The following is a 23,064-nucleotide window of genomic DNA, read 5'->3' on the forward strand; positions in this document are numbered from 1 at the left end:
TTATGAGTTAGAACCCAAACCGGGCAGGACAATACCCTCAGCAGATGCTCTGAAGGGTTCTACAGCTTCACTATAATCAATCGGTAACACACCGACAACGTTATCATGGGGACGAGCAATAATGACCCAAGTTTCTAGGGTTGCCCCTTCTGTCCGTTCAATGGCTTCAATTCCTGCTGCCATCGCCGTTTTAACCTCTTGCACATCACCGCGAACATTGAGGGTAAACCGCGCACTTCCGGCTCTAATATAACCCACAATTGTGATCCGGGCCGCCTTGACCATCGCATCAGCCGCAGCTAAAATACCTGGAAAGCCTTTTGATTCAATCGATCCAACAGCAGGTTGGGATGGCATAAATGTATCTCCTATATTCTAGATGATTGCGTAATTAACAATAAATTTAATTCTATGACGAAATGGTGACGCATCCTGGTCAAACGCGGAATTGTTCGACTTCTTCACTGTAATCTACGGGTAAAACAGCGAGGAGATTTTCCGGGGGGTTAGGAACAATATAATGACTAACGACTTCACCACCATAGGATTGTGCAGCGGCTTCTTTCCCTGCTTCCATCGATCTTTTTACTTCGGAAACGGGGCCACGAATAGCGACTAAAAATTCCCCCCGTTCCGCTTTATCAAAATAGACAATGGTGACTCTCCCACCTTTAACCATAGCATCAGCAGCGGCTAAAACGGCAGGAAATCCTATGGTTTGAATGACACCGACGGCTTGGGGCATAGTAGCTCTCTTGGGGGACGCAGTTTAATTCCAAGGGTTGATCATATCATGAGGTGGTAAACAAAAAAGGGAACAGGGAATAAATTAAGGTGTGCCTCATGAGTCCAAGAAACGTTGTATTTTATAAAATAAATTGGTAAATCTCTAACAATTCTGATATTTGGTTAAGCCAAAATGGATAAAGTCATTCTAACAATTATTGCAGGAAAACTTAAAGGACAAAAATTTGAATTTATTGAGAGAAACACCTGTATTATGGGTCGTCATCCTGACTGTTACCCCAGACTTTCTGATGACCTAGATCATAACACAATTTCTCGTTATCATTGTCTATTAGATATTAATCCCCCTGAGATTCGGGTTAGAGATTTTGGTAGTAAAAATGGTACTTATGTTAACGATAAAAAAATTGGACAAAGAGAAGCAACTCAAACTCCAGAAGAAGGGGCAAAAATTACCTTTCCTGAATATGATTTAAAGTCAGGGGATGAACTTAAACTAAGTCAAACTATCTTTCAAGTTGCCATTGAAACTAAGCGGGAAGTTGCCCCAACATTAAAGGTTGAAGAAATACCTAATCAACCTAAAAATAATTTTCTAAACTTACTCAAAAACCTCCTCAAACGCGCACAAACAGGAGAAGAAAACCTTAGTAATTTTAAAGACTATGAAATCATTAAAAAGCTAGGAGAGGGAGGCTTTAGTGAGGTATTTTTAGCCCATAATAAAATTACGGGGGAAAATGTGGCTTTAAAAATGATGTTACCTCAAGTCGCGGCTAATCCTTATGCAGTAGAATTATTCTTAAGAGAAGCACAAAATACCCAAGCTTTAAATCATCCTAATATTGTTAAATTAAGGGACACAGGTTATCTAGATCAAACCTTTTTCTTTACCCTAGAATATTGTAATGGGGGAACAGTTGAAGATTTAATGCAGCAACAAGGAGGTAAACTTTCTCTTGAGGAATCTTTAGAGATTATCTATCAAGTTTTAGATGCTTTAATTTATGCCCATAATGTAGAAATTTCTAACTTAAAACAAGCTAACGGAACTATTGCAAAAGGCAAAGGTTTAGTGCATCGGGATATTAAACCAGCTAACATATTTTTAGTAGAAAGTCAAGGTAAAATTACAGTAAAATTGGCAGATTATGGCTTATCAAAAGCCTTTGATTTAGCTGGATTAAGCGGTCAAACCATGACGGGAACTAAAGCAGGTACTCCCTATTTTATGCCCCGTCAACAGGTGTTAAATTTCAAATATGTACAACCAGAAGTTGATATTTGGGCAGTGGCAGCAACCCTCTATAATATGTTGACAGGATGTTATCCCCGTGACTTAGATAATAAAGATCCTTTTCTGGCTATTTTACAAGATTTACCTATTCCTATTCGTCAACGTAATGTTAATATTCCTCAAGGTTTAGCTGATATTATTGATCTCGCTTTACAAGATAATCCTCAACTCCATTTCAAAGAGGCGATTGCTTTTAAAAAAGCCCTATTAGATGTGGTTTAAAAAGTTTTTAATTTGGATTGAACGGTATTGGGTTTAACACGGTTAAACCCCTACAGAAATGTTGTATAATAGAAAAATCCGTAACTGTTAACTCAAATCATGAATGCTTTTAAATACAAACTAACAATTAAAAACGGTAAACTTGATTTGCCTACCTTAGATTTACCTGAAGGAACTATTGTCGAAGCAATCTTATTAGTTAATGAACAACCACAAAAAGAAGTAGATGAAACAGAATATTTACTGTCAACAGAAGCCAATCGTCGTCATCTAATGGAAGCATTAGATGAACTAAAAGAACCTCAGAACTATATTTATGTTGATCCTGCAAACTTATGAGAAAAATTGCCTTTTTACTGCGAGGTTTTGATGAGTTTAACAAATGGGCAGTAGAAGATAAGAAAATTTACGCCAAAATTATTACCCTGATCAAAGATATTCAACGAGATCCCTTTTCTGGTTTAGGAAAACCAGAAGCCTTAAAATATGATTTATCAGGTTTATGGTCACGACGTATTACAGATGAACATCGCTTGGTTTATAGTGTTACTGATGAAGATATTGTCATTGTTTCCTGTCGATTTCATTACTAATTATAATTAAGGGTGTTGGGTTTAACACTGTTATGTCCGTTATTTTATTGATTATCTATATGTCCGTTGTATTGTATAATCGAAAAATCCATAAATTTTAACCCATAGCTGCCGTGTTAATGAGACATCTCAACCCTGGCGAAACTCTCCAAAATGGACGTTACACTATCAATAGTATCTTAGGTGCTGGTGGTTTTGGTATTACTTATCTCGCAATAGAAAACCTATCAGGAACTCAACTCGCTATCAAAACTTTAAATGCTACCGTACAAGGTAAACCTAATTTTAGTGATTTACAAAATCAGTTTATTAAAGAAGCATTTTTATTAGCTAAATGTAGTCATCCTCATGTTGTTACCGTTCATAATGTTTTTAATGAAGATGGACTTTGGTATATGGTCATGGAATATATCAAAGGTTATGATTTATCTGTCTATTTACAACAAAAAGGTATCTTAAAAGAAAATGATGGTTTAACTATTATTCAAAAAATCGGAGAAGCTTTAATTTATGTTCATTCTCAAGGTTTTTTACATCGAGATATTAAACCCCATAATATTTTATTACCTCCTAATACTTTAGAAGCAAAGTTAATTGATTTTGGTATAGCAAGAGAGTTTACCGCAGGTGAAACCCGTACCCATACTGGTTATTTAACGGAAGGCTATGCACCTCCTGAACAATACGAAGAAAAGGCAAAAAGGGACACTTATACAGATGTTTATGCCTTAGCTGCTACCTTGTATAATATCTTAACTGATCAGGTTCCTATTCCCGCACAGTATCGCAGTTATGCTGCTTTACCTCCTCCTCAACAGTTTAATAATAAAATTAGCGATCGCGTTAATAATGCTATCCTAAAAGGGATGGAATTAAAACCCGCAAACCGTCCACAAACTATTCAAGAATTTTTATCATTATTATCCCCCATTAATAAGGGGGGACAAAGGGGGGATAAACCTGTACAAAAACCCCGTAGAGACGTTATATATAACGTCTCTACACCTGTTAATAATGTCCCCACACCCCAACAAAAAAGGGAGGATTTATCATCAGATAGAAATGTAGATTATGGTAGATTAAGGGACTTCTTAAAAGCAGGAAAATGGCAAGAAGCAGACAAAGAAACAGCTAAGGTAATGCTTCAAGCAGCAAACCCCAGCGAGAATGGATGGTTAAGAGAGGACGATATAGATAACTTCCCCTGCACCGATTTACGCACCATAAATCAGCTTTGGTTAGACTATAGTGAGGGTAAATTTGGCTTTAGTGTCCAAAAGGAAATTTACCAACGTTTAGGAGGCACAAGATATTATAATCAGAAGGTCTGGCAAGCTTTCGGCGATCAGGTCGGATGGCGTAAAGGAGGTAGTTGGTTATCTTACAAAGATATTACATTTAATACATCAGGTGGTGTGGGACACCTCCCTGTATACCTCAGATGTTGTTGGTGTGTCTTTGGGATGGGATGGATGCGGATGGAATACTGCGGATTGTGGTCTCTTCTCTCGCGTCGAGACTTGTAAACTGTAACATATCAGGCTTGTAGAAAATTTTTAAGAATTATTAATCAGTATTTTTGCTCGAAATCATGCGGGTTGCGGGTTTTCGGTATTCCTGCCTTGGGAACAGCTAAACAGGATGCAGAGGCTACTGTTTACCAGATCTTAGCCATCACCAACTCAAACCCTAACAATTCAGGCTCACCGCTCACAGTTTGGGGATCGTTCAAAATTTCTGATTCTTGATTAGGACGATAGATATACACTGTGCGGTTTTGGCGATCAATTAACCAGCCCAATAAAGTACCATTAGCAATATATTCCTCCATCTTTTTCTGCAAACTGGACACTGTATCACTGGCAGAACGTAATTCAATAACAAAATCGGGACAAATAGGGGCAAAAGACGCTTTCTGTTTTTCTGTTAAAGCATTCCAGCGTTCCAATTTAATCCAAGCAGCATCGGGAGAACGAGTTGCACCATTGGGCAGAGTAAAGCCCGCACTAGAATCAAACCCAAGCCCTGTCCCATCGAGTTCTGACCAGTTCCAAAGTTGGGCAGCAATATTAAAATTCCGATTACCCGTATCCGAAAAAGCAGGAGCCATAACGATTACTTCTCCACTCGAATTACGTTCAATACGTAAATCTCGATTCGCTAAACAAAATTCATAAAATTGCTCCTCCGTCATCGGCATAATCCAAGGAATATCAATCATCATAGAAGCCGGAGTCGCTTGTACAAGTAATGTCGTCATTTTTACCTCTACCCAAGAATTGAATTTATTAATAACTTAATATCATTCTGAACCCATCACCCTTCAATTCTATTATAAGCTATTCTAAAAAACTTCTAATCAATCCATCTTTGATAAGTTTGACAATGAACTCAAAAACTGCGACATTTTAAATATTAAGGGGTTTGGGTTTAACAGTGTTAAACCTCTACGGGTTTGTTATAATTAGACTTTAATGACTCAAAAAAACAATAAAACCCCCAGAGTTTATTGTCAAAACCCAACTAAGGAAACCATCTATGTCACCCACCCTGTTAATATCTAAAGAACTTCCTCAATTAACCTATCAATCTAGCCGCGATCGCTTTGACAATAGCTGGCAAGAACCCCTATCAACCTTATTAGGATTAGGAAGGGCTGCGGGGGCAGATTTTTTAGAAATCTTCCTAGAACGGGTTAATTATATCAGTTCTTTAGCCGAAGAAGATGCCATTACTAGCATTTCTCCCCGTCTTTCTACTGGGGCAGGAATCCGAATATTTAAAGGCAAAGCAGACTGTTATGTAAGTACCAATGATGTCTCTTTTATCGGGTTAAAAACCGCCCTAGAAAAAGGGTTATCAATATTAGGTTTAAGCTTACCATCTCCTAATGCTTATATCCCAGAAATCAACTTAGAATTATTACGAGATTATGCTGCCACGAAAGATAAAGAACTTTGGTTGCCGAACTGTAGTTCCATCGAAGAAACAGGCAAAGTTTTATTAGATGCTAACCATAAATTAGCGCAAAAAGCCTCTCATATTCAGTCCCGTCGTGCCATGTATTTTCGAGACTGGCAAGAAATTTTAGTCGCTGCAAGTGATGGCACCTTTGCCAGAGATATCCGTCTTACTCAATCAGTTGGTTATTCCTTATTCTGTGCAGATGGAACTCACCGCGCTTCCATGAGTAAACGGTTTGGGGATACCAGTGATCCTTATTTCTTGCGACAATGGGACTATGAAACCGCCGCAGAAAGTGTCGCAGAATCAGCCGGAAAAATGCTTTATGCTGATTTTGTCGAGTCAGGAAATTATCCTATTGTTATGGCCAATGAATTTGGTGGGGTAATTTTTCACGAAGCTTGTGGACATCTCTTAGAAACAACACAAATTGAACATAAAACGACGCCTTTTATGGAGAAAAAAGGCGAAAAAATTGCCCATGAAAATTTAACCGCTTGGGATGAAGGGCGTTCTGATAAAGCCTTTGGTACAGTGGATATGGATGATGAAGGAATGCCCACTCAACGCACCCTATTAATTGAAAACGGCATCCTCAAGAACTTTTTAGCAGATCGCACCGGATCGCTGCGTACAGGTCATCCTCGCACGGGTAGCGGTCGTCGTCAAAGTTATGCCTATGCTGCGGCTTCTCGGATGCGAAATACTTATATTGCCCCTGGAAATTATTCTATTGATGATATCTTTTCTTCGGTAGATAAGGGTATTTATTGTAAACAAATGGGAGGGGGAAGTGTTGGTGCAACGGGTGAATTTAATTTCTCTGTTTCTGAAGCTTATTTGATTGAAAATGGCCAGGTAACTAAACCCTTAAAAGGAGCAACTTTAATCGGAACTGCTAAAGATATTATGAATGAAATATCTATGTGTTCCCAAGATTTAGGACTTGCTCCAGGGTTCTGTGGATCTGTCAGTGGTAGCATTTATGTTACTGTTGGTCAGCCTCATTTAAAAGTAGATAAAATCACCGTTGGCGGTCGATAATATCCACAATTTGTAGGGACAATTCATGAATTGTCCCTATGGCACTTTTGAGTTTAATATTAAGTTAAATGATAAATTATACGGTTACAAATTTAAAACAACTCTACGATTTTGATGATTTTCAATGGCTTGAAGAAACGGTTAAGTTACTCAAAAACAAGCAATTTAATAAGTTAGATTTAGAAAATTTAATAGAGGAGTTAGAGGACTTGGGAAAAGAAAAGAAAAATGCTGTTGCTAGTTTATTGGAACAGGTGATTCGTCATTTATTATTACTGCAATATTGGACAGAAGAAAGAGAATATAATTTAGTTCATTGGCAAGGAGAAATTTACACATTTAGAGTTCAATTAAGACGAAAACTGACCACAAATTTGCATAATTATTTAGAATCAGAATTAAATGAAATTTATGAAGATGCGTTAGGTTTTGTGAAAATCAAGACCCAAAATACAGTAAAATTTCCTTTAGAATGTCCCTACTCTCTTGATCAGCTACTTAGTCAGGAATGGCTGCCATCATTGTCTTTAAGAAGTATTACCTAAAAATGTATGAATAGACTCTATGATTATTATGATAACAAAGAAGAGTTAGTACAGAAATATTAGAAAGAAAAAATAATATACGAATACCTGAATATATTCCTAAAGACTTAACGGAAATTTATCAAACTTGTAGAATAATAGATGAGTTTCTCGAAGATCATTTTAAGATAAATTATCAGTCTCTATCTATGTCAGATATAAATGGTAAAATCGATCAGATCTTATTTAAGTTTAAAAAAGAAGTCTTAGAAACTTTAGGCAAAGAAAAACAAAAGTTTAGGAAAGTAAGTACAGAAGAAAGGAAAAGATTTAAAAACATATTTGAGTTTTCTAAAAGTGAGAACTTGTATTTATCGAATATATATACTCGATTTATATCAGAAAAATTGGGACATAAATTTGAAGAAATTGCCAACTTAAGCAGAAATGTATAGTTGATTTTAATGAGAATCTAAAGTATAATTAAAACAGAGAAAAAGTTATATAAAATAAGCTAATGAAAAAAGTCACCCTAGAACAAGCTTCAGAAATTTTAGGGATTTCTCCTAATTCACTTCGGACTTGGGAAAAGAAAAAACTAATTCAAGGAAAAAATAATAATAATACTCGATTTTTTGACTTAGAACTCATTAAATTAGTTCATAATAATTTAATGGGCAAATCCCAAGAAGTCGGGTTTGGAATTTTAAAATCTTCAAAAAAAACTGACTTAAAGACCATTGAATTATTTGCGGGTTGTGGAGGAATGGCACTAGGTTTAGAAAATGCAGGACTCAATCACGAATTATTGGTAGAAGTATCCAAAGATTGCGTTGATACCTTACAAATAAATCGTCCTAATTGGCAAATAATACAAGAAGATATTAGCAAGATAGACTTTAGACCCTATTATGGTAAAATAGATATTGTATCGGGTGGTTTTCCTTGTCAAGCCTTTAGTTATGCAGGAAAAGGAAAAGGATTTGAAGATACAAGAGGAACCTTGTTTTTTGAATTTGCCCGTTGTTTGTCAGAAGTCAAACCCAAAATGGCGATCGCAGAAAATGTGAGAGGTTTACTGAGTCATGAAAAAGGAAAAACCCTCTCAATTATCTTAGAATGCTTACAAAAATTAGGATATAATCCCTACTATGAAATTGTCAGCGCACAATTTTTAGATGTTCCCCAAAAGCGGGATAGACTAATTATTATTGCTTGTCGTCAAGACTTAAATCTTATTCCGATTTTTCCTAAAAACAAGAATTATACTATTGCTTTAAGAGAAGCCTTAAAAGACTGTCCAAACTCCCTAGGTGTTGAATATAATTCTCGTAAAAAATCCATCATGGAATTAGTCCCCCCCCGGTGGAAACTGGAAAAGTTTACCCCTAGAAATTCAAAAAGCATACATGAAAAATAGCTTTTATAAAGAAGGAGGAAGAACAGGGTTTGCCAAACGTTTATCCTGGGATGAACCTTGTTTAACTATTACTTGTAGTCCCGCACAAACCCAAACAGAAAGATGTCATCCTGACCAAACTAGACCCCTAACTATTAGAGAATATGCAAGAGTTCAAACCTTTCCTGATAACTGGCAATTTAGCGGTTCTATAACCTCACAATATCGACAAATTGGTAATGCTGTTCCTGTGAATATGGCTTATCATGTAGGAAGATGTCTTATTAAAATGCTAACCGAGAAACTAGATAAAAAGACAATTATAGAAAGCATTAAAAGCCCCAAAAATCAAGTTAAACAATTATCAATTCCTGGATTAAATCTTTAGTATCATTAGGATATGATATTAATAGAGATTATTATCCTTGACAACTTCCGATCTAAATAATGGCTTTCTTAGACCCTCGACGAGACAAACAACTACGAAATTTCATCCAAAAACTCGGTTTATCTGATACCATTTCAGTCGACTGGGAATTACTCGATTTAGCCTTAACTCATCCCACAATTTCCAGAGATAAAAATTATCAACAACTAGAATTTGTCGGGGATTCCGTGGTCAGATTAGTTGCGGCTGAGGTACTATTAGAAAACTATCCTAACGCACTGGTTGGAGAATTTGCCGCCATTCGTTCCATGTTGGTCAGCGATCGCGCCTTAGCGGAGTTTGCAGAGAGTTACGGGTTAGATCGCTATCTCCTCATCTCAGAAAGTGCGGCCCAGGATAAAATTGGCCGTGTATCTTGGTTAGCAGATGCCTTTGAAGGAGTATTAGGCGCGCTTTATTTAAGCACCCACACCATGAATTTGGTGCGTCCTTGGTTAGACCCCCTTTTAATTGCCAAAGCGGTTGAAATTCGTCAAGATCCCGCCCTGCAAAACTATAAAGATGCCCTACAGGAATGGACACAAGCCCAATACAAAATGCTGCCAGACTATCGGGTCACAGAACAACCCTTGAGCGGTGACATGGAGGCACGCTTTCTGGCCGAAGTTTGGCTAAAAGACCGTAAATTAGGCACAGGTCAGGGCCGTTCCAAAAAATTAGCAGAGCAAGCGGCCGCTAAAGAAGCCTTTTTTGCCGTCGTGCATCAATAATTAGTAGGAATAACTGCCCTCATACTCATCAACTTGAGGGGCCTGCATTCCGTACTGATTTTGTTGAGGGGCTTGATAGGGTTGGACTGGGTAATTAGGCTGATTGTAGCCATTGCCAGACTGGGAAGGTTGAGGATAGGCAGGAATTGGGGCCGGTGCCATGCCATTGCCGTAGGGGTTGCTGTAGGGTTGTGGGGGGGAAGAGGAGTAAGGGTTATTGTAGGGTGACTGATAAGGTTGACTCTGAGGGTTAGAGTAGGGGGAATTATAAGAGGGTGCCGGAGAATTGGTGTAGGGTTGGGGTGCAGGGGTAGGGCTTGATCTTCTGACGTTTGAGGGAGTTTGAAAGGTTCGTTGTGGTTGTCTCGGTAAGGTCGGGATAGACTCACCAACGGAGCCAGGAGATGGATTTGACTCTAAGGCGGGAGATTCTTGAGAAAAGACATCGTCCAAGGCATTCTTCAAGGGATTATCTTGATTCGTACCGATCTTAAGGGGTTCGAGGTCGGGAAGTTTGATCGGTTGACTCGAACTTTTTGAAGGAGACATGGAAGGAAACAAAGAGCCGAGATCCTTAAAATTAGGAATCAGAGGTTGAAATTGCGGTGACTGTTTCCTCTGGGAATTCTCTGGGGCGGTTTGAGCGGAGGGTTGTGGGTTGAGGGGATCAACTGACCCATTGGGGAGCAAGGAATTCTGAAGGTTAGGAACACCTAATGGGTTATTTAAGGGCAATTCCCCAGGAGGTTGAGGGGTATCGGCATTCAGGGAATTAGGATTAAGAGGGATCTGATCAGTTGTTGCCGGGAGGTTTTGCAGGTTCACCCCAATATCCAGGTTATTGCCGACCTCATCGCCTGTTTCCCCGAAGTTATCAGAGGCATTATCAATTAACCATTCTGGGTGACGGGAATATTGCCATAAACTTAAAGCAACCAAGGCAACAATACCGAGGGGAACCCATACATTAACACGGCCTAGGGGCTTAAGTCCCGCGACAAAATAACGAAATGAAGAGGAAGATGGTTTAGGCTGACTCATAGGACGGACAAAGGTCTGGTCTTGCTCTTTTAAGTCTATCCTAGATTTTTCAATCGTGGCCCCCAACTTTGACTTTCTTAGGATCAGCAAAACTCACAAAATCTCACTTATGTCTGAACAGGAATCCCAACCTAAGAGAAATCCAAGCTAAGCTAGATAAGTGAGCGACTAGACTCATAGTTGGTAGTAGCCAAGAGGGGTATTTTAACTCCATGCTGCGAATTATCACCCAGTTAGCTGAGGTACAAACGGAACTAGAAAGAATCCGCGATCGCCCTTACAGCGATGAGATTCAGGGCAAAGAAATTGCTGTGGGAGAAATTCTTGAAAGAATTAAACATCACGGCGATTTAGGTCTACTTGACCCATGGCAGCGACCATTGAACCCAAAACAGTTACGGGTTAGTGGTTCGGAGTTAGATGCAGCTTATCAACAGATCCCCAAAGAGTTACTGGATGCCATTTCCCTTGTGGGTCAACAATTAGAGCAGTTTCATCGCCAACAACTTCCTAAATCTTGGGTAAAATTTGAGGAGGATGATGTCGTCCTCGGCCGACGCTACACTCCCGTTAAACGGGCCGGGCTTTATGTCGCAGGGGATCAAGCTTCTCGCCTCAGTCGGGTACTAATGCAAGGGATTCCTGCTAAAGTGGCTCAAGTGCCTCAGATTGTTTTGGTGACTCCCCCAGATGCTCAGGGAAAAATTCATCCTGATATTTTAGTCGCGGCTCAGATTACAGGGATTAATGAAATTTATCGCCTAGGAGGGGCCGCCGCGATCGGGGCTTTGGCCTATGGCACCCCAACCCTACCAAAAGTTGAGGTGATTACGGGAACGGGTGGTTTGGATGTCACCTTGGCCAAAAAAATGGTCTATGGCACTGTAGCCCTTGATCGGCCCCTGGATGCCTCAGAGTTATTCATTATTGCCGATCGCAAGGCCAATCCCAGCCAAATTGCGGCGGATTTGTTGGCTCAGGTAGAACAAGATCCTAGTACAGCCGTGATCCTCCTCACCCCTGATCTACCCCTGGCCCAAATGGTTCAACAAAAGGTTCAGGAACAGTTACAAGATAATGCCCATGGGATTCTTGCGTCCAAGGCGATCGCTCACTATGGGTTAATTGGGGTGGTGGATTCTATCGGACAGGCGATCGCCATTACGAATCAGTTTGCCCCTCAATCTCTGATCTTAGCCATGGCTGAACCTTGGGATTTTGTCGAACAAATTCGCGCCGTTGGCACTGTTTTGATGGGGGCAACTACCCCGAAAGCCCTTGGTGATTATTTGGGAAGTTCTGGGGTGATTTTACCCCCGGCTGGATTGATTCGTTATGCTACCACAGTGGGGGTGGATACGTTTTTAAAGCCATCTAATTTAATTCAATATTCCCCTCTGGCACTGAAAAAAATGGCCCGCACTTTAGAACTTTTAGCTTTAGCTGAGGGCTTTCCGGCTAGTGCTGAAGCAATTCGACTTCGGTTACAAGGGGAAACTGATGAGGGGTGATCGGCAATTTTTCTCTTCACGCCCTCACTACGGGGATGTCTCAATATAAGTGGGTCGGTTTTTTTTGTAGATTTGAGGTGATGGGAGTTATTTGTTTAATAATTCCCATCAAATATTGATAATCGGGAATAGGGCCATTGGCCACATAGCCTGCTGAAGAAGGAATCATAGGAGGAGCGTTGCTTAAAGCTCGATATAAGGCTTCTTGCTCAATTTGAGACAGTTTTTCCGAAACTAAGATGGCTCCATTGGGAACCTGGTGCTGGTCTTGAAACAATATCCGAAAGCCCTTTTGAGAGACTTGCGCCCGATAGGTATTATATTGCTCTAAAGACATGGCGGCGGCGGTCATTTCCCCACTGGCCACCCATTCTAATGCTTGTTTGGGGGTGGAGGCTAATCGAACTTCTGACAGGGTTAGTCCATAGAGATTATACAAGGCAAAATAATATCCTGTCGCTGAGCCTGGTTGTCCTAAGGCCACAGCTTTCCCATTTAATTGCTTTAAACTTTTGATGGGACTGTCTTGGCGGACAACAAAGACCGAACGGCTGTTTAATCCCCCTTCTAAGGGTAAAATGGGGAGATAATTTCCCTTGGATACGGCGACCGCTGCTAGACCGGGAGAAGCAACAACGATCTCCCAGGCGTTGTCGTTAATCTGATTAATCGCTTGACGCTCATTGTAGGTAGGTTCTAACTCAATAATGCTATTGAGTTCATTCTCTAAATACGTTTTGAGTTCTCCATAATTTTTCTCTAGTTTTTCACTGTCACCAAAACTCACTACCCCTAGGGTAATGCGCTCTGGAAACGGTTGTCTTGATTGACAGCCAAACAGGGTAATCAGAACCGAAATCAGTAATAAAGTGCGGGATAACATCATGAATAATTATTTTTAAGAGCCAACGGACAAAATCATCGATTTTTTACAATTCATCAGCTTTATTAAATTTTGTTGATTAGGGAAGTAAACTTCTCAGGGATCTACGGGCATACTAGATTATGACCCTAGCAACTACTAATGTCATCATGATTACTTCTCTCTTACCCATTTTTTTGAGGGAGATGGCTTTTCATGTTAACTGATTGTAAACAAACTTTAAACTAGCTGTTCTCATCTTAGTTTACAATTTTTAGTAGCTAAAGTCTTAACTCTTAGTGTTTTCAAGGATTCCTTCATGGCTTTTCAGGAATGAAACAATGCTCAAAGATAATCAACTGTTAAAAAATCTTAAGATTGCGACAAAACTTAATATTTTGCTGATAGCCATCTCGGTTATCATTGTCTTGCTCAGTGGGGGATTTTTATCGTTGATTCTCTCCCATAATGCTGAAAAAGTGGTCACAGACAAAGCTTTAGTGTTAATGGAAACCATGAGTGCTGTCCGTAATTATACTAGCACAAAAGTTAATCCTGAATTAGCTTCTCGATTAGAGACGGATAATCAATTTTTACCCCAAACTGTGCCAGCCTATTCAGCCCGTGAAGTGTTTGAATATTTTAGAGAACAAGGGGGTTATAAAGATTTCTTCTACAAGGAAGCGACCTTAAACCCAACGAATTTAAGAGACAAAGCCGATCAATTTGAAACTGAAATTGTCGAAACATTTCGCAAGGATTCTAACTTAAAACAAACTTCAGGTTTCCGGTCATTTAATAGTGGCGATATTTTTTATATTGCTCGGCCAATTAATGTTTCTAAAGAAAGCTGTTTGCGCTGTCATAGTACCCCAGATGTTGCCCCAAAAAGCTTGCTAGTCACCTATGGCAAAGATAATGGGTTTGGCTGGAAACTCCATGAAGTTGTCGGCATACAAATGATTTTAGTTCCCGCTAATAAGATCTTAGAAACTGCCAAAAAACTTCAGATTTCTGTCACGAGTATTCTTGTCGTTTGTTTGTTGTTTGCTATTATCTTAATCAACTTCTTTCTGAAGTTTACTGTCACCACGCCATTGAAGAAAATGGCTCAGTTAGCCCAAAGAATTAGTACAGGAGATTTGAGCCAAGAATTTGAACACCCGTTTGATGATGAAATGGGAATGTTAGCCGCTTCTCTGAACCGGATGAAAGTCAGTTTAGAAATTGCGATGGATATGTTAAATTCCGAGGCAGAATAACAGGAAACTAGAGAATAGTAAATAGATAAACAATCTCTATCTATAGCAATCCTAAATGATTGGTAAGACTCCCTAAAACCTATCCTGAGATATTTTCTCACAACTGAAATAGGAATTGCTATAGTATCCACTGTTCACCACTTATATTAACTATCCTAATCGTAATTCCAAGGCTTTTCTCGCTTCTTCACGATCATCAAAATGAATCTTTTCAGTGCCTAAAATTTGATAATCTTCATGACCTTTTCCGGCAATTAAAACCCCATCTCCTGGTTTCGCTTGTTGAATAGCGGTATCAATTGCCTCCGCGCGATCGCTAATAACTAACGGCTCTGCTGATTGAGTAATTCCTGTTAAGATATCCGCTAAAATTACTTGGGGATCTTCCGTGCGAGGGTTATCAGATGTTACTACCGAAATATCTGCTAATTCGGCAGATATTTTCCCCATTAAAGGGCGTTTAGTACGGTCACGATCACCACCACAACCAAAGACACAGATTATTTTACCCCTAATAAAAGGACGAGCAGCCTTAAGTAAATTTTCTAAACTATCAGGGGTATGGGCATAATCAACAATCACACTAATATCTTGTTTCTCACTAATTTGTATCCGTTCCATCCGTCCGGGAACCCCTAAAAACTGGGGCAATTTTTCGATAATTGTCTTTAAATCTAGCCCAAAATTTAAGACAGTAGCCACGGCGGCCAATAGATTGGATAAGTTAAATTGTCCCACCAAGGGAGAATTAAAGGCTATGCTGCCTTTTGGGGTGTGTAATGTTCCCCCTACTCCCGTTGCTTGATAATTGAGATCGCTGGTATAAAAATCAGCCTTTGTATCATTGACACTATAACTCCAAACTGACTCTGAATCTAAAGTTTCAATGAGTCGTTTTCCATAGGAATCATCTAAATTAATAATTGCCCGTCCCTGTAAATATTCAGGGGTAAATAATAACTGTTTTGCCCCAAAATAATCTTCCATATTTTTATGAAAATCTAAGTGATCTTGAGTCAAATTGGTAAACACGCTGACAGCAAAAGGACACTTTTTAACCCGCCCTTGGGCCAAGGCATGGGAACTCACTTCCATGACACAATATTGATTCTTAGCGGCGACTGCTTGGGCCAGTTGTTCTTGTAATTCTGTCGCAAAGGGTGTAGTGTGAACTGCCGTTTGTTGAAACCCTGGCCAACGGGTATATAAAGTCCCTAATAACGCCGTCGGATATTGACATTGAGCCAGGAAATATTCAATTAAATGGGTAATAGTTGTTTTGCCATTGGTTCCTGTTACTCCAATCATGTTTAATTGTTGGGCGGGATAATTATAGAATGCAGCTGCCAAATCAGCCGCTACGGTGGTCAAATCTTCGGCAATGATGACACAATCATTAGGGTTTGGGGGAAATTTCGCGGCGGCTTGGGGACTAATAATGGCGGCCACTGCTCCAACTTCTATGGCACTTTGCCAAAATTCACCCCCATCTACACGGGTTCCTGGCATTCCGATAAATAAGTCTCCCAGTTGACAAGCGTGGGAATTGGTAGAAATCCCTTTAATCTCCCGTTCTAAGGCTGCATGGTCAGGAATTTGCCCAAGGGTGGGAACTTTAGTTAATAATTCACGGAGTTTCATCATAATTATTGTTGGCAGAGGGTTTTTAGGAATAGATTATTAAACATTCTTCTAGGTTCCTCATATTGTACAAACTACCGTTGATTATGGGGAGCTTAGCCTAATTTTTGTTCGTTGATGGAAGTCCCTCATAATTCTCAAAAAAATGGAGTAAACTAGATATTTCTAGTTACTCCATTTTCCAAGATTAAGCATTAGTAAAAAATTACTTAAGATTCGGTTTCTTTGCGAGTTTGAATGAATAAAATCAGCAGAAACACGGTAGGAACTAGCACAAAAAGGATACTAGCAATAAAACCAAGATCGTTAACTTGCATGGATTTTCTTCCTCTTCGTCATCAAATAAAAACAACAACTCTTAGAATATCATTACAAAGGCCAATTCTAGTTAGGGTTTAGTTTTCACTGTCACCGGGCCATTAACGATGGTTTGACAGGCTAAACGATAGCTATCGGGCTTTTTCTTGAGGACACGCTGTTCAAAGTCGGTACGAGGCGATAGATTTTCCATCCCTTCTACAATTTCAACAATACAAGTACCACACTGTCCATAACCCCCGCAGTTGGTCAATTTGCCTTTAAAGGTATAGATATCGACTTTATTTTGCAGAGCTTTTTCCCGTAGGTTGGAACCCTGTGCAAATACTACCTCTTTATTCTCTTTGACAAAATTAATCGTCATCTGCCCTCCTGTCACTGTCAGTGTTAAACTAAACTTACTTCCTTAATATTAAGAAATTATAAGATATTTTGCGAAATGATCGATATCTGAAGAAAAAAGATAGAAAAAAGCCTACCTAAAAACTAGCGTAGGTAGGCGGTAAAATTTCGTCTCGAAGCTTTCTAAAACTTCTTAGAATGCACGAGTATTAGGCTTATGAACGATAAAGCTGGTAGTTTGACACTGTTTGATGTTGTCAAAACCAATCACACGAATATAAGCATTAGGATACTCAGAACGGCATTCCCGCACTTCAGCCAAGACTTCTTGAGGAGAAGACGCACTAAATAAAGGTAACTTCCACATTGTCCAGAAGTAGGTAGTGGGTTCGGGGGCTTCTTCAAATTCAACCCCAGGAATCATACCTTCATCCAACAAATATTGAATCTGCTTAACGATTTGTTGATCAGTTAAAGGGGGTAAATAGGAGAGGGTTTCGTAACGACGCTCTTTAGGTAATGTTTTCATTGTTGGTTGATTCCTATCTCAGTTAATCACAGTTAAAGACAGTTTGAGTCATCACTCTCCGACTCAGGATGAGAGGATGAGGAGACAGAGGAAGAACTGGTAAGCCTCTCCAATAGCTGACGACGGTGTTCTACATTGGCCTGACTAATGCGATGACGTACCATCTGGGGAATGAATTCCAGCACTTCCGATGCTAGATATTCCCGCACTTTCAGAATTCGCAAGACTAACGCCTTATCTTCTGTCATTAACTCTTCAATAAATGGTTCTCCCTGTTGAATATTATGGGAGGACACATATTGCCTTAGCCAAATTGCTTGGTTAGGGTTAGTTTCAGATAATTGGTCGATGATAACGCGAACCGCTTGATAAGTCAGGTAACTTTGCAAAACCTCTGCTGTGTCATTAGCAATTTTCTTGGGATACATGAGTACCTACCTGTCCTTCCTAGGACACTGTTGTTAGTTAATCGTGTTTGATATTCCCTAAAAACTAACAACTAACCCTAAATTAGAGTGTATCCATTGCCTCAAACTCAAATTTAATTTCTTTCCACAGTTCGCAAGCTGCGGCTAATTCAGGACTCCAGCGACAAGCTTCACGAATAACATCATTACCTTCACGAGCGAGGGAACGACCTTCGTTACGAGCTTGGATACAAGCTTCAAGAGCCACACGGTTAGCGGTTGCACCAGGAGCATTACCCCAGGGGTGTCCGAGGGTTCCACCACCAAACTGTAAGCAGGAGTCATCACCAAAGATTTCTACTAAGGCGGGCATATGCCAAACGTGGATACCACCAGAAGCAACAGGCATGGTTCCAGGCATAGAAGCATAGTCTTGGGTAAAGAAGATACCACGAGCGCGGTCTTCTTCAACGTAGTCTTCACGCATGAGGTCAACAAACCCCATCGTGATGCCTTTTTCCCCTTCTAATTTACCGACAACGGTTCCAGAGTGGAGGTGATCACCACCAGATAAACGTAAACACTTGGCTAAAACGCGGAAGTGAATACCATGATTTTTCTGACGGTCAATTACTGCGTGCATAGCACGGTGAATGTGCAGTAATAAGCCATTATCACGACAATACTTCGATAAACTGGTGTTGGCTGTGAAACCACCCGTTAAGAAGTCGTGCATGATGATGGGAGTGCCAATTTCTTTGGCGAACTCGGCCCGCTTCATCATTTCTTCGCAGGTTCCGGCGGTTACGTTGAGGTAGTGACCTTTAACTTCGTTGGTTTCTGCTTGAGCTTTTTCGATAGCATCTTGTACAAACAAGAAGCGATCGCGCCAACGCATGAAGGGCTGAGAGTTAATATTTTCGTCGTCTTTGGTGAAGTCTAAACCACCCCGTAAGCACTCATAAACAGCGCGTCCGTAGTTTTTAGCAGACAGACCAAGTTTGGGCTTAATGGTACAACCTAATAAGGGACGACCATATTTGTTTAATTTATCCCGTTCAACGGTGATACCGTGGGGAGGGCCAGGGAAGGTTTTGATTAAAGCAACAGGAAAACGAATATCTTCTAAACGTAATGCCCGTAATGCTTTGAACCCAAAAACGTTACCGACTAAAGAGGTGAGAACGTTGGTGACAGATCCTTCTTCAAACAAATCTAAAGGATAAGCAATGAAGCAGAAATACTGGTTATCTTCGTTAGCAACGGGTTCGATATCATAACAACGACCTTTATAACGATCTAAGTCGGTTAAGTTATCTGTCCAAACTGTTGTCCAGGTTCCGGTGGAAGATTCTGCTGCTACTGCTGCACCTGCTTCTTCAGGAGGAACACCCGGTTGGGGGGTCATGCGGAAGCACGCCAGAAGGTCGGTATCTTTGGGGGTGTAGTCGGGGGTGTAATAGGTCAGGCGGTAATCTTGTACGCCCGCCTTGAACCCTGATTTAGCTGTAGCTTGTGCCATTTAGTCATTCCTCCATGAATGGGCATCGTTAATTTCTCGTTTATCAGCGCGCGAGTCAGCCTCAACTCACTCGCAATAGAGAAAAATATTAGAAAGTTATTCGGTTGCAAGAAGTCTGCTCTGCTAACCGTTAATTCACTTATCTGCTTTTCGAGTCCTAATCATACCATGAGGGTTGATCGTTTTAACATTCTCTTTACGGCTAATTTTGTATTTTTCTATTACAATTTGTAGACAGTCTGATTAATTTAACTAATCATTCCCTAATACCGGATTTATCGTAGTTCATTCGGTTTTCTCCCATATCAGATATTGGATCATTTATCCTAAAAAGTTTATAAATATTTACATTGTTTTCCTAAGTATGATGAGTATTATTGCTTAGTGTTTCTGTTAAATTAATCGTTTGTCCCATCAATACATAAACGAGGAATCCATAAACGAACATCTCCGACAAACAATTCGCCCTCTTGTTCCATTAAAGCAAGATTTAAGTAAGTACAAAAATCTACAACAAGACGGTTATGATTAGTTGTTCCCCCAGTCATAAGTACAATTTCTCCATCACGATATTCATGCTTATCGGTAGATTCTTCTTTTAATTCTAAATATTCTTCTGGGGTATAAATCTGTTTTTCTGTAACAACTGTCATCTGATTTGTCCTCAACTCCCCAAATTGTGCTAACTTTAGTTTAACAATTTTGGTTCTACCGAACTTGTCATCAGTACGACTTTTGATCACTATTTAAGTCAGGAAAGTAACATTATGGGCGTTTGGGGTTACGAAGCGTTTGAAAATGAAAAATAAGGTGATCGCAACAAAGTCAAAAATTAATCGTTTTTAGTAGAATCATCTGATGAAGAATTGTTTTGAAAACGGTTAAAAGCTTGACGTTCAGGAAACAATGTGCATAAAAGTTGATTAATATAAATCTGACCCACCACAGGAGCATTTTTAGTTTCAGGAGAAGGTTTAGGTGGTGTCGGAATTTCTGGCATTTCAGGCACTGTTGTCTCTGCTTCTAACCATAAATCTTCCATTTCTTCTATAAATGCGGGTTGTTTATCTTCCGTTATTTCTGGTTTAGGAAGAGAACCATTACTATCAGAAAGAGAACCGTTACTATCAGGAGGAGAACCATTATTTTCTGATTTTGTTTCTTGGGAAGTTTCAGCTTTTTCTGAAGTAAACCCGCGAGACATATCACCAATTAATGATCCCGCTTCGATGGTTGTTCCTGCTTCAATCGAAGTATTAATAATTGTAGCAGAAGAGCCAATACAGGCATTTTGACCAATTTTACCCTGACCAACCACCAACACCCCGGCCCCTAACATAGCACCAGATTCAATATAAATGTCTCCCTGATAAGCATTAATCAGGGTTCCCATACCAATGCAAGCCCCTTCTCGTATCACAATACGACTATTAGGCGCAGCTTGCAGGATGGTGCCTGGTGCCACAACTGCACCCTCATGAATGGTAACGTCACCAATCACGCAAATATCTAACTGAGTCGGTGGATGAATAAGGGGTAAGGGCATTACTATTACTAAGTAGTCAGAAGGGGCAAGATTGTCTTACCCCTTCTGTACATCATTAAGGACGTTGGATAATCGTTTCTAAGACACGCCGTTTTGCTTGACTATCAATACCAATCAAACGGACGTATTCCCCTTGATGTTCCGCTAAACAGCCTTCTAATGCTGCAATCACGTCGGATTCACGGTTACTATCAATGGGAGAACAACTTTGCCAAGACTTAGTGCGGAAACGCCGCTTATCTGCGTGTTCTGTGCCAATTTTATGTCCTTGAGACAGTAATGAACGGACTTGAGTAACGATTTCAGCCGTTAAATTACTGGTAGCAACATGGCCATTGCCATTGCTCGAATAGCTACGGGTTGCAGGGGTAACGGTTGCGGTTGTTTTACTAGCACCACCACTGGATGCTTGACCTGGCCGTTGAATAATGGTTTGTAAGACTCGTCGTTTTGCTTGGCTATCAATACCAATTAAACGAACATATTCTCCTTGATGTTCCGCTAAACAGCCCTCTAAGGCAGAAATTACCTCAGATTCACGGTTACTATCGATGGGGGAACAACTTTGCCAAGACTTAGTACGAAAACGACGCTGATCAGCGTGTTCTGTCCCAATTTTATACCCTTGAGAAAGTAAGGAACGAACTTGGGCGATCGCTTCAGCACTTAACCCACGGCTGCTAGACTGAGACGTGCCGCCTTTGCTCACTCTGGGAGAGCCAACGGTTCCATTACTTTGAATTTTGCCCCCTTCTCCTGGACGATGAATCACGGTTTCGAGTACCCGTCGCTTAGCACTGGAATCAATGCCAATCAAACGGACATACTCGTTATCATGTTCGGCTAAAACAGTTTGTAATTCCCGAATGACATCAGATTCTCGCTGACTTTCAATAGCCGGCCCGGTTAACCAAGAACTGGTACGGAAGCGACGTTGACTGGCATATTCAGTTCCCACTTTATAGCCTTGATGGAGTAAGGCACGAACTTGGGAGGTAATATCGCTATCCATGCCACCATTGCCGTTACTGCCAGTCTTGTTGTGGCCATTACTGGTATTTTTGGTGGTAGTCAAGCGACTGGGTTCACCAGGGGTATCTTCAGGCCGTTGTACAATCACTTCTAGGACACGCTTTTTCGCGTGGGTATCAACCCCGATCAAGCGGACATATTCTCCCTGATGTTCTTGTAAACACCCTTCTAATTCCCCTAAAACTTGGTCAGCACGGCCGTTAAAACTTCCACCTGTTAACCAAGATTTGGTACGGAAACGTCGTTGATTGGCGTGTTCTACCCCAATGGTATACCCTTGGGACAATAGGGAACGGACTTGGGTTACAATTTCTGGACTTAAACTCATACTTGTCACCGAATTACTATAATCAATCTGATTAACGTCATTTATAGACTTTTCCAACTGCTCACGAATGGGCATAATACAGGCTGAATTGTCAGCACATTGATAGCCAACTCGTAATGCTTCGTTGATTTCTACCACATGGTGGGCAAAGGCGCGATCGCCCTCTGTTACATCAGGGAGACGATCCGCCTGTTGTTGGTTTGTGATAACTGCACCAGAGGGGACGTATTTTCCTGGGGGTATTTCCACATCTTGAATCAAGGCGTGCATCATGACAATGCAACCCTGGCCCACTCTGGCATTAAATACCGTTGAACGAAAGCCAATAAAACAGCCATCGCCAATATAGGCTGGCCCGTGAATCAAGGCCATGTGGGTAATACAGACCTGTTTCCCGATCCAAACCGAATATTCTTGGCCGTCATCCCCCACAACCCGTCCTTTTTCTAAGCCATGAATGACCACACCATCTTGAATATTGGTGCTTTCTCCGATCCAAAAAGGGGTTCCTTCGTCGGCACGGATGGATGTTCCTGGGGCAATTAAAACATTAGCACCCACTTGAACGTCTCCAATCAGGTTAGAAAAAGAATGCACATAGGCACTTTCATCAATTCGGGGTTCCGCTAGGGTTTTTGACCAAGGTGTCGGGGGGGCCGCTGCTGTGCGGACTACCATGACAATTTAAGTCCTCCTAATTATCAGTTATCAGTTCTTGGTTGTCAGTTGTCACTTATCAGTCGGCAATGATGACTAACTGAAGACTTTTGACTAC

24 protein-coding genes and 1 pseudogene are annotated in these 23,064 nt (G+C 40.4%); 11 read left to right on the forward strand and 14 right to left on the reverse strand.

The genetic code is table 11. The annotated features are described in order from the left end of the window. A complete protein-coding gene (locus VB715_RS04835) occupies positions 1-357 on the reverse strand; it encodes a BMC domain-containing protein (protein ID WP_323300059.1) in 357 nt (118 codons plus the stop codon). Positions 358-436: 79 nt separating this feature from the next. Beyond that, entirely contained in the window at positions 437-745 is a 309-nt protein-coding gene (locus VB715_RS04840) for a BMC domain-containing protein (protein ID WP_323300060.1), read from the reverse strand. A gap of 174 nt (positions 746-919) precedes the next feature. Between VB715_RS04840 and VB715_RS04845 the strand changes: the two genes are divergently transcribed. The 4 genes from VB715_RS04845 (at position 920) to VB715_RS04860 (ending at position 4,385) form a co-directional block, all read left to right on the forward strand. Then, entirely contained in the window at positions 920-2,266 is a 1,347-nt protein-coding gene (locus tag VB715_RS04845) for a protein kinase domain-containing protein (protein ID WP_323300061.1), read from the forward strand. Positions 2,267-2,365: 99 nt separating this feature from the next. Next, positions 2,366-2,605, forward strand: a complete 240-nt coding sequence (locus tag VB715_RS04850; RefSeq protein ID WP_323300062.1) for a hypothetical protein — start codon at positions 2,366-2,368, stop codon at positions 2,603-2,605. After that, positions 2,602-2,859 (forward strand): Txe/YoeB family addiction module toxin, encoded by a 258-nt coding sequence (locus VB715_RS04855; protein ID WP_323300063.1) that lies wholly within the window; start codon positions 2,602-2,604, stop codon positions 2,857-2,859. Before VB715_RS04850 ends, VB715_RS04855 begins: the two co-directional genes overlap by 4 nt. A 119-nt stretch (positions 2,860-2,978) precedes the next feature. Further along, positions 2,979-4,385: a serine/threonine-protein kinase gene (locus tag VB715_RS04860; protein ID WP_323300064.1), complete on the forward strand. Its 1,407-nt coding sequence runs from the start codon at positions 2,979-2,981 to the stop codon at positions 4,383-4,385. Positions 4,386-4,516: 131 nt separating this feature from the next. Here the strand turns inward: VB715_RS04860 and VB715_RS04865 are convergent, their stop codons facing one another. Then, positions 4,517-5,119 carry a Uma2 family endonuclease gene (locus tag VB715_RS04865; protein WP_323300065.1) on the reverse strand — a complete coding sequence of 201 codons (603 nt, stop codon included), beginning with the start codon at positions 5,117-5,119 and terminating at the stop codon, positions 4,517-4,519. A gap of 278 nt (positions 5,120-5,397) precedes the next feature. On the opposite strand from VB715_RS04865, the gene VB715_RS04870 reads away from it, so the two are divergent. The 5 genes and pseudogenes from VB715_RS04870 to rnc all read left to right on the forward strand — a co-directional run bounded on the left by VB715_RS04870 (position 5,398) and on the right by rnc (position 9,948). Further along, positions 5,398-6,867, forward strand: a complete 1,470-nt coding sequence (locus VB715_RS04870; protein ID WP_323300066.1) for a TldD/PmbA family protein — start codon at positions 5,398-5,400, stop codon at positions 6,865-6,867. Between the two features lie 68 nt (positions 6,868-6,935). Beyond that, entirely contained in the window at positions 6,936-7,412 is a 477-nt protein-coding gene (locus tag VB715_RS04875) for a DUF29 domain-containing protein (RefSeq protein WP_323300067.1), read from the forward strand. Positions 7,413-7,600: 188 nt separating this feature from the next. Next, positions 7,601-7,846, forward strand: coding sequence for a hypothetical protein (locus VB715_RS04880; RefSeq protein ID WP_323300068.1), 246 nt, complete (start codon positions 7,601-7,603; stop codon positions 7,844-7,846). A gap of 62 nt (positions 7,847-7,908) precedes the next feature. After that, positions 7,909-9,178 (forward strand): annotated as a pseudogene (dcm, locus tag VB715_RS04885) (DNA (cytosine-5-)-methyltransferase). Positions 9,179-9,237: 59 nt separating this feature from the next. Then, the gene (gene rnc / locus VB715_RS04890) at positions 9,238-9,948 is read left to right on the forward strand and encodes a ribonuclease III (RefSeq protein ID WP_323300069.1); all 711 of its coding nucleotides are present in this window, start codon (positions 9,238-9,240) and stop codon (positions 9,946-9,948) included. On the opposite strand, the gene VB715_RS04895 is transcribed toward rnc, so the two are convergent. Further along, complete coding sequence (locus VB715_RS04895; RefSeq protein ID WP_323300070.1) at positions 9,949-10,989, reverse strand: hypothetical protein; 1,041 nt, start codon at positions 10,987-10,989, stop codon at positions 9,949-9,951. 212 nt (positions 10,990-11,201) lie between these two features. Here VB715_RS04895 and hisD point away from each other — a divergent pair, with 212 nt between their 5' ends. Continuing rightward, a complete protein-coding gene (hisD, locus tag VB715_RS04900; RefSeq protein WP_323300071.1) occupies positions 11,202-12,500 on the forward strand; it encodes a histidinol dehydrogenase in 1,299 nt (432 codons plus the stop codon). 40 nt (positions 12,501-12,540) lie between these two features. Here the strand turns inward: hisD and VB715_RS04905 are convergent, their stop codons facing one another. Then, entirely contained in the window at positions 12,541-13,386 is an 846-nt protein-coding gene (locus VB715_RS04905; RefSeq protein WP_323300072.1) for a phosphate/phosphite/phosphonate ABC transporter substrate-binding protein, read from the reverse strand. A gap of 317 nt (positions 13,387-13,703) precedes the next feature. On the opposite strand from VB715_RS04905, the gene VB715_RS04910 reads away from it, so the two are divergent. Further along, positions 13,704-14,624, forward strand: a complete 921-nt coding sequence (locus tag VB715_RS04910) for a c-type heme family protein (RefSeq protein ID WP_323300073.1) — start codon at positions 13,704-13,706, stop codon at positions 14,622-14,624. Positions 14,625-14,774: 150 nt separating this feature from the next. Here VB715_RS04910 and VB715_RS04915 read toward each other — a convergent pair whose 3' ends face one another. From VB715_RS04915 to VB715_RS04955, 9 genes are all read right to left on the reverse strand, one after another. After that, the gene (locus VB715_RS04915) at positions 14,775-16,268 is read right to left on the reverse strand and encodes a UDP-N-acetylmuramoyl-L-alanyl-D-glutamate--2,6-diaminopimelate ligase (protein ID WP_323300074.1); all 1,494 of its coding nucleotides are present in this window, start codon (positions 16,266-16,268) and stop codon (positions 14,775-14,777) included. A 206-nt stretch (positions 16,269-16,474) separates the two neighbouring features. After that, a complete protein-coding gene (gene psbM, locus VB715_RS04920) occupies positions 16,475-16,582 on the reverse strand; it encodes a photosystem II reaction center protein PsbM (RefSeq protein WP_323300075.1) in 108 nt (35 codons plus the stop codon). A 71-nt stretch (positions 16,583-16,653) separates the two neighbouring features. Continuing rightward, a complete protein-coding gene (locus VB715_RS04925) occupies positions 16,654-16,947 on the reverse strand; it encodes a 2Fe-2S iron-sulfur cluster-binding protein (protein WP_323300076.1) in 294 nt (97 codons plus the stop codon). A gap of 171 nt (positions 16,948-17,118) precedes the next feature. Further along, positions 17,119-17,454, reverse strand: coding sequence for a ribulose bisphosphate carboxylase small subunit (locus VB715_RS04930; RefSeq protein WP_323300077.1), 336 nt, complete (start codon positions 17,452-17,454; stop codon positions 17,119-17,121). Positions 17,455-17,486: 32 nt separating this feature from the next. Continuing rightward, positions 17,487-17,882, reverse strand: a complete 396-nt coding sequence (locus tag VB715_RS04935; RefSeq protein WP_323300078.1) for a chaperonin family protein RbcX — start codon at positions 17,880-17,882, stop codon at positions 17,487-17,489. 82 nt (positions 17,883-17,964) lie between these two features. Beyond that, positions 17,965-19,383 (reverse strand): form I ribulose bisphosphate carboxylase large subunit, encoded by a 1,419-nt coding sequence (locus VB715_RS04940; RefSeq protein ID WP_323293070.1) that lies wholly within the window; start codon positions 19,381-19,383, stop codon positions 17,965-17,967. A gap of 398 nt (positions 19,384-19,781) precedes the next feature. Beyond that, positions 19,782-20,036: a Uma2 family endonuclease gene (locus VB715_RS04945; protein ID WP_323300079.1), complete on the reverse strand. Its 255-nt coding sequence runs from the start codon at positions 20,034-20,036 to the stop codon at positions 19,782-19,784. 179 nt (positions 20,037-20,215) lie between these two features. Further along, the gene (locus VB715_RS04950; RefSeq protein WP_323300080.1) at positions 20,216-20,929 is read right to left on the reverse strand and encodes a transferase; all 714 of its coding nucleotides are present in this window, start codon (positions 20,927-20,929) and stop codon (positions 20,216-20,218) included. A gap of 55 nt (positions 20,930-20,984) precedes the next feature. Further along, complete coding sequence (locus VB715_RS04955) at positions 20,985-22,967, reverse strand: ribulose bisphosphate carboxylase small subunit (protein ID WP_323300081.1); 1,983 nt, start codon at positions 22,965-22,967, stop codon at positions 20,985-20,987. Between the last annotated feature and the right edge of the window lie 97 nt (positions 22,968-23,064).

The organism is Crocosphaera sp. UHCC 0190 (assembly GCF_034932065.1).
Lineage (GTDB): Bacteria > Cyanobacteriota > Cyanobacteriia > Cyanobacteriales > Microcystaceae > UHCC-0190.

Bases quoted from the DNA above. Each gene is read 5' to 3' on its own strand.
- VB715_RS04835 (WP_323300059.1), bottom strand. From the start codon at position 357: ATGCCATCCCAACCTGCTGTTGGATCGATTGAATCAAAAGGCTTTCCA.
- VB715_RS04840 (WP_323300060.1), bottom strand. From the start codon at position 745: ATGCCCCAAGCCGTCGGTGTCATTCAAACCATAGGATTTCCTGCCGTT.
- VB715_RS04845 (WP_323300061.1), top strand. From the start codon at position 920: ATGGATAAAGTCATTCTAACAATTATTGCAGGAAAACTTAAAGGACAA.
- VB715_RS04850 (WP_323300062.1), top strand. From the start codon at position 2,366: ATGAATGCTTTTAAATACAAACTAACAATTAAAAACGGTAAACTTGAT.
- VB715_RS04855 (WP_323300063.1), top strand. From the start codon at position 2,602: ATGAGAAAAATTGCCTTTTTACTGCGAGGTTTTGATGAGTTTAACAAA.
- VB715_RS04860 (WP_323300064.1), top strand. From the start codon at position 2,979: ATGAGACATCTCAACCCTGGCGAAACTCTCCAAAATGGACGTTACACT.
- VB715_RS04865 (WP_323300065.1), bottom strand. From the start codon at position 5,119: ATGACGACATTACTTGTACAAGCGACTCCGGCTTCTATGATGATTGAT.
- VB715_RS04870 (WP_323300066.1), top strand. From the start codon at position 5,398: ATGTCACCCACCCTGTTAATATCTAAAGAACTTCCTCAATTAACCTAT.
- VB715_RS04875 (WP_323300067.1), top strand. From the start codon at position 6,936: ATGATAAATTATACGGTTACAAATTTAAAACAACTCTACGATTTTGAT.
- VB715_RS04880 (WP_323300068.1), top strand. From the start codon at position 7,601: ATGTCAGATATAAATGGTAAAATCGATCAGATCTTATTTAAGTTTAAA.
- rnc (WP_323300069.1), top strand. From the start codon at position 9,238: ATGGCTTTCTTAGACCCTCGACGAGACAAACAACTACGAAATTTCATC.
- VB715_RS04895 (WP_323300070.1), bottom strand. From the start codon at position 10,989: ATGAGTCAGCCTAAACCATCTTCCTCTTCATTTCGTTATTTTGTCGCG.
- hisD (WP_323300071.1), top strand. From the start codon at position 11,202: ATGCTGCGAATTATCACCCAGTTAGCTGAGGTACAAACGGAACTAGAA.
- VB715_RS04905 (WP_323300072.1), bottom strand. From the start codon at position 13,386: ATGATGTTATCCCGCACTTTATTACTGATTTCGGTTCTGATTACCCTG.
- VB715_RS04910 (WP_323300073.1), top strand. From the start codon at position 13,704: ATGCTCAAAGATAATCAACTGTTAAAAAATCTTAAGATTGCGACAAAA.
- VB715_RS04915 (WP_323300074.1), bottom strand. From the start codon at position 16,268: ATGATGAAACTCCGTGAATTATTAACTAAAGTTCCCACCCTTGGGCAA.
- psbM (WP_323300075.1), bottom strand. From the start codon at position 16,582: ATGCAAGTTAACGATCTTGGTTTTATTGCTAGTATCCTTTTTGTGCTA.
- VB715_RS04925 (WP_323300076.1), bottom strand. From the start codon at position 16,947: ATGACGATTAATTTTGTCAAAGAGAATAAAGAGGTAGTATTTGCACAG.
- VB715_RS04930 (WP_323300077.1), bottom strand. From the start codon at position 17,454: ATGAAAACATTACCTAAAGAGCGTCGTTACGAAACCCTCTCCTATTTA.
- VB715_RS04935 (WP_323300078.1), bottom strand. From the start codon at position 17,882: ATGTATCCCAAGAAAATTGCTAATGACACAGCAGAGGTTTTGCAAAGT.
- VB715_RS04940 (WP_323293070.1), bottom strand. From the start codon at position 19,383: ATGGCACAAGCTACAGCTAAATCAGGGTTCAAGGCGGGCGTACAAGAT.
- VB715_RS04945 (WP_323300079.1), bottom strand. From the start codon at position 20,036: ATGACAGTTGTTACAGAAAAACAGATTTATACCCCAGAAGAATATTTA.
- VB715_RS04950 (WP_323300080.1), bottom strand. From the start codon at position 20,929: ATGCCCTTACCCCTTATTCATCCACCGACTCAGTTAGATATTTGCGTG.
- VB715_RS04955 (WP_323300081.1), bottom strand. From the start codon at position 22,967: ATGGTAGTCCGCACAGCAGCGGCCCCCCCGACACCTTGGTCAAAAACC.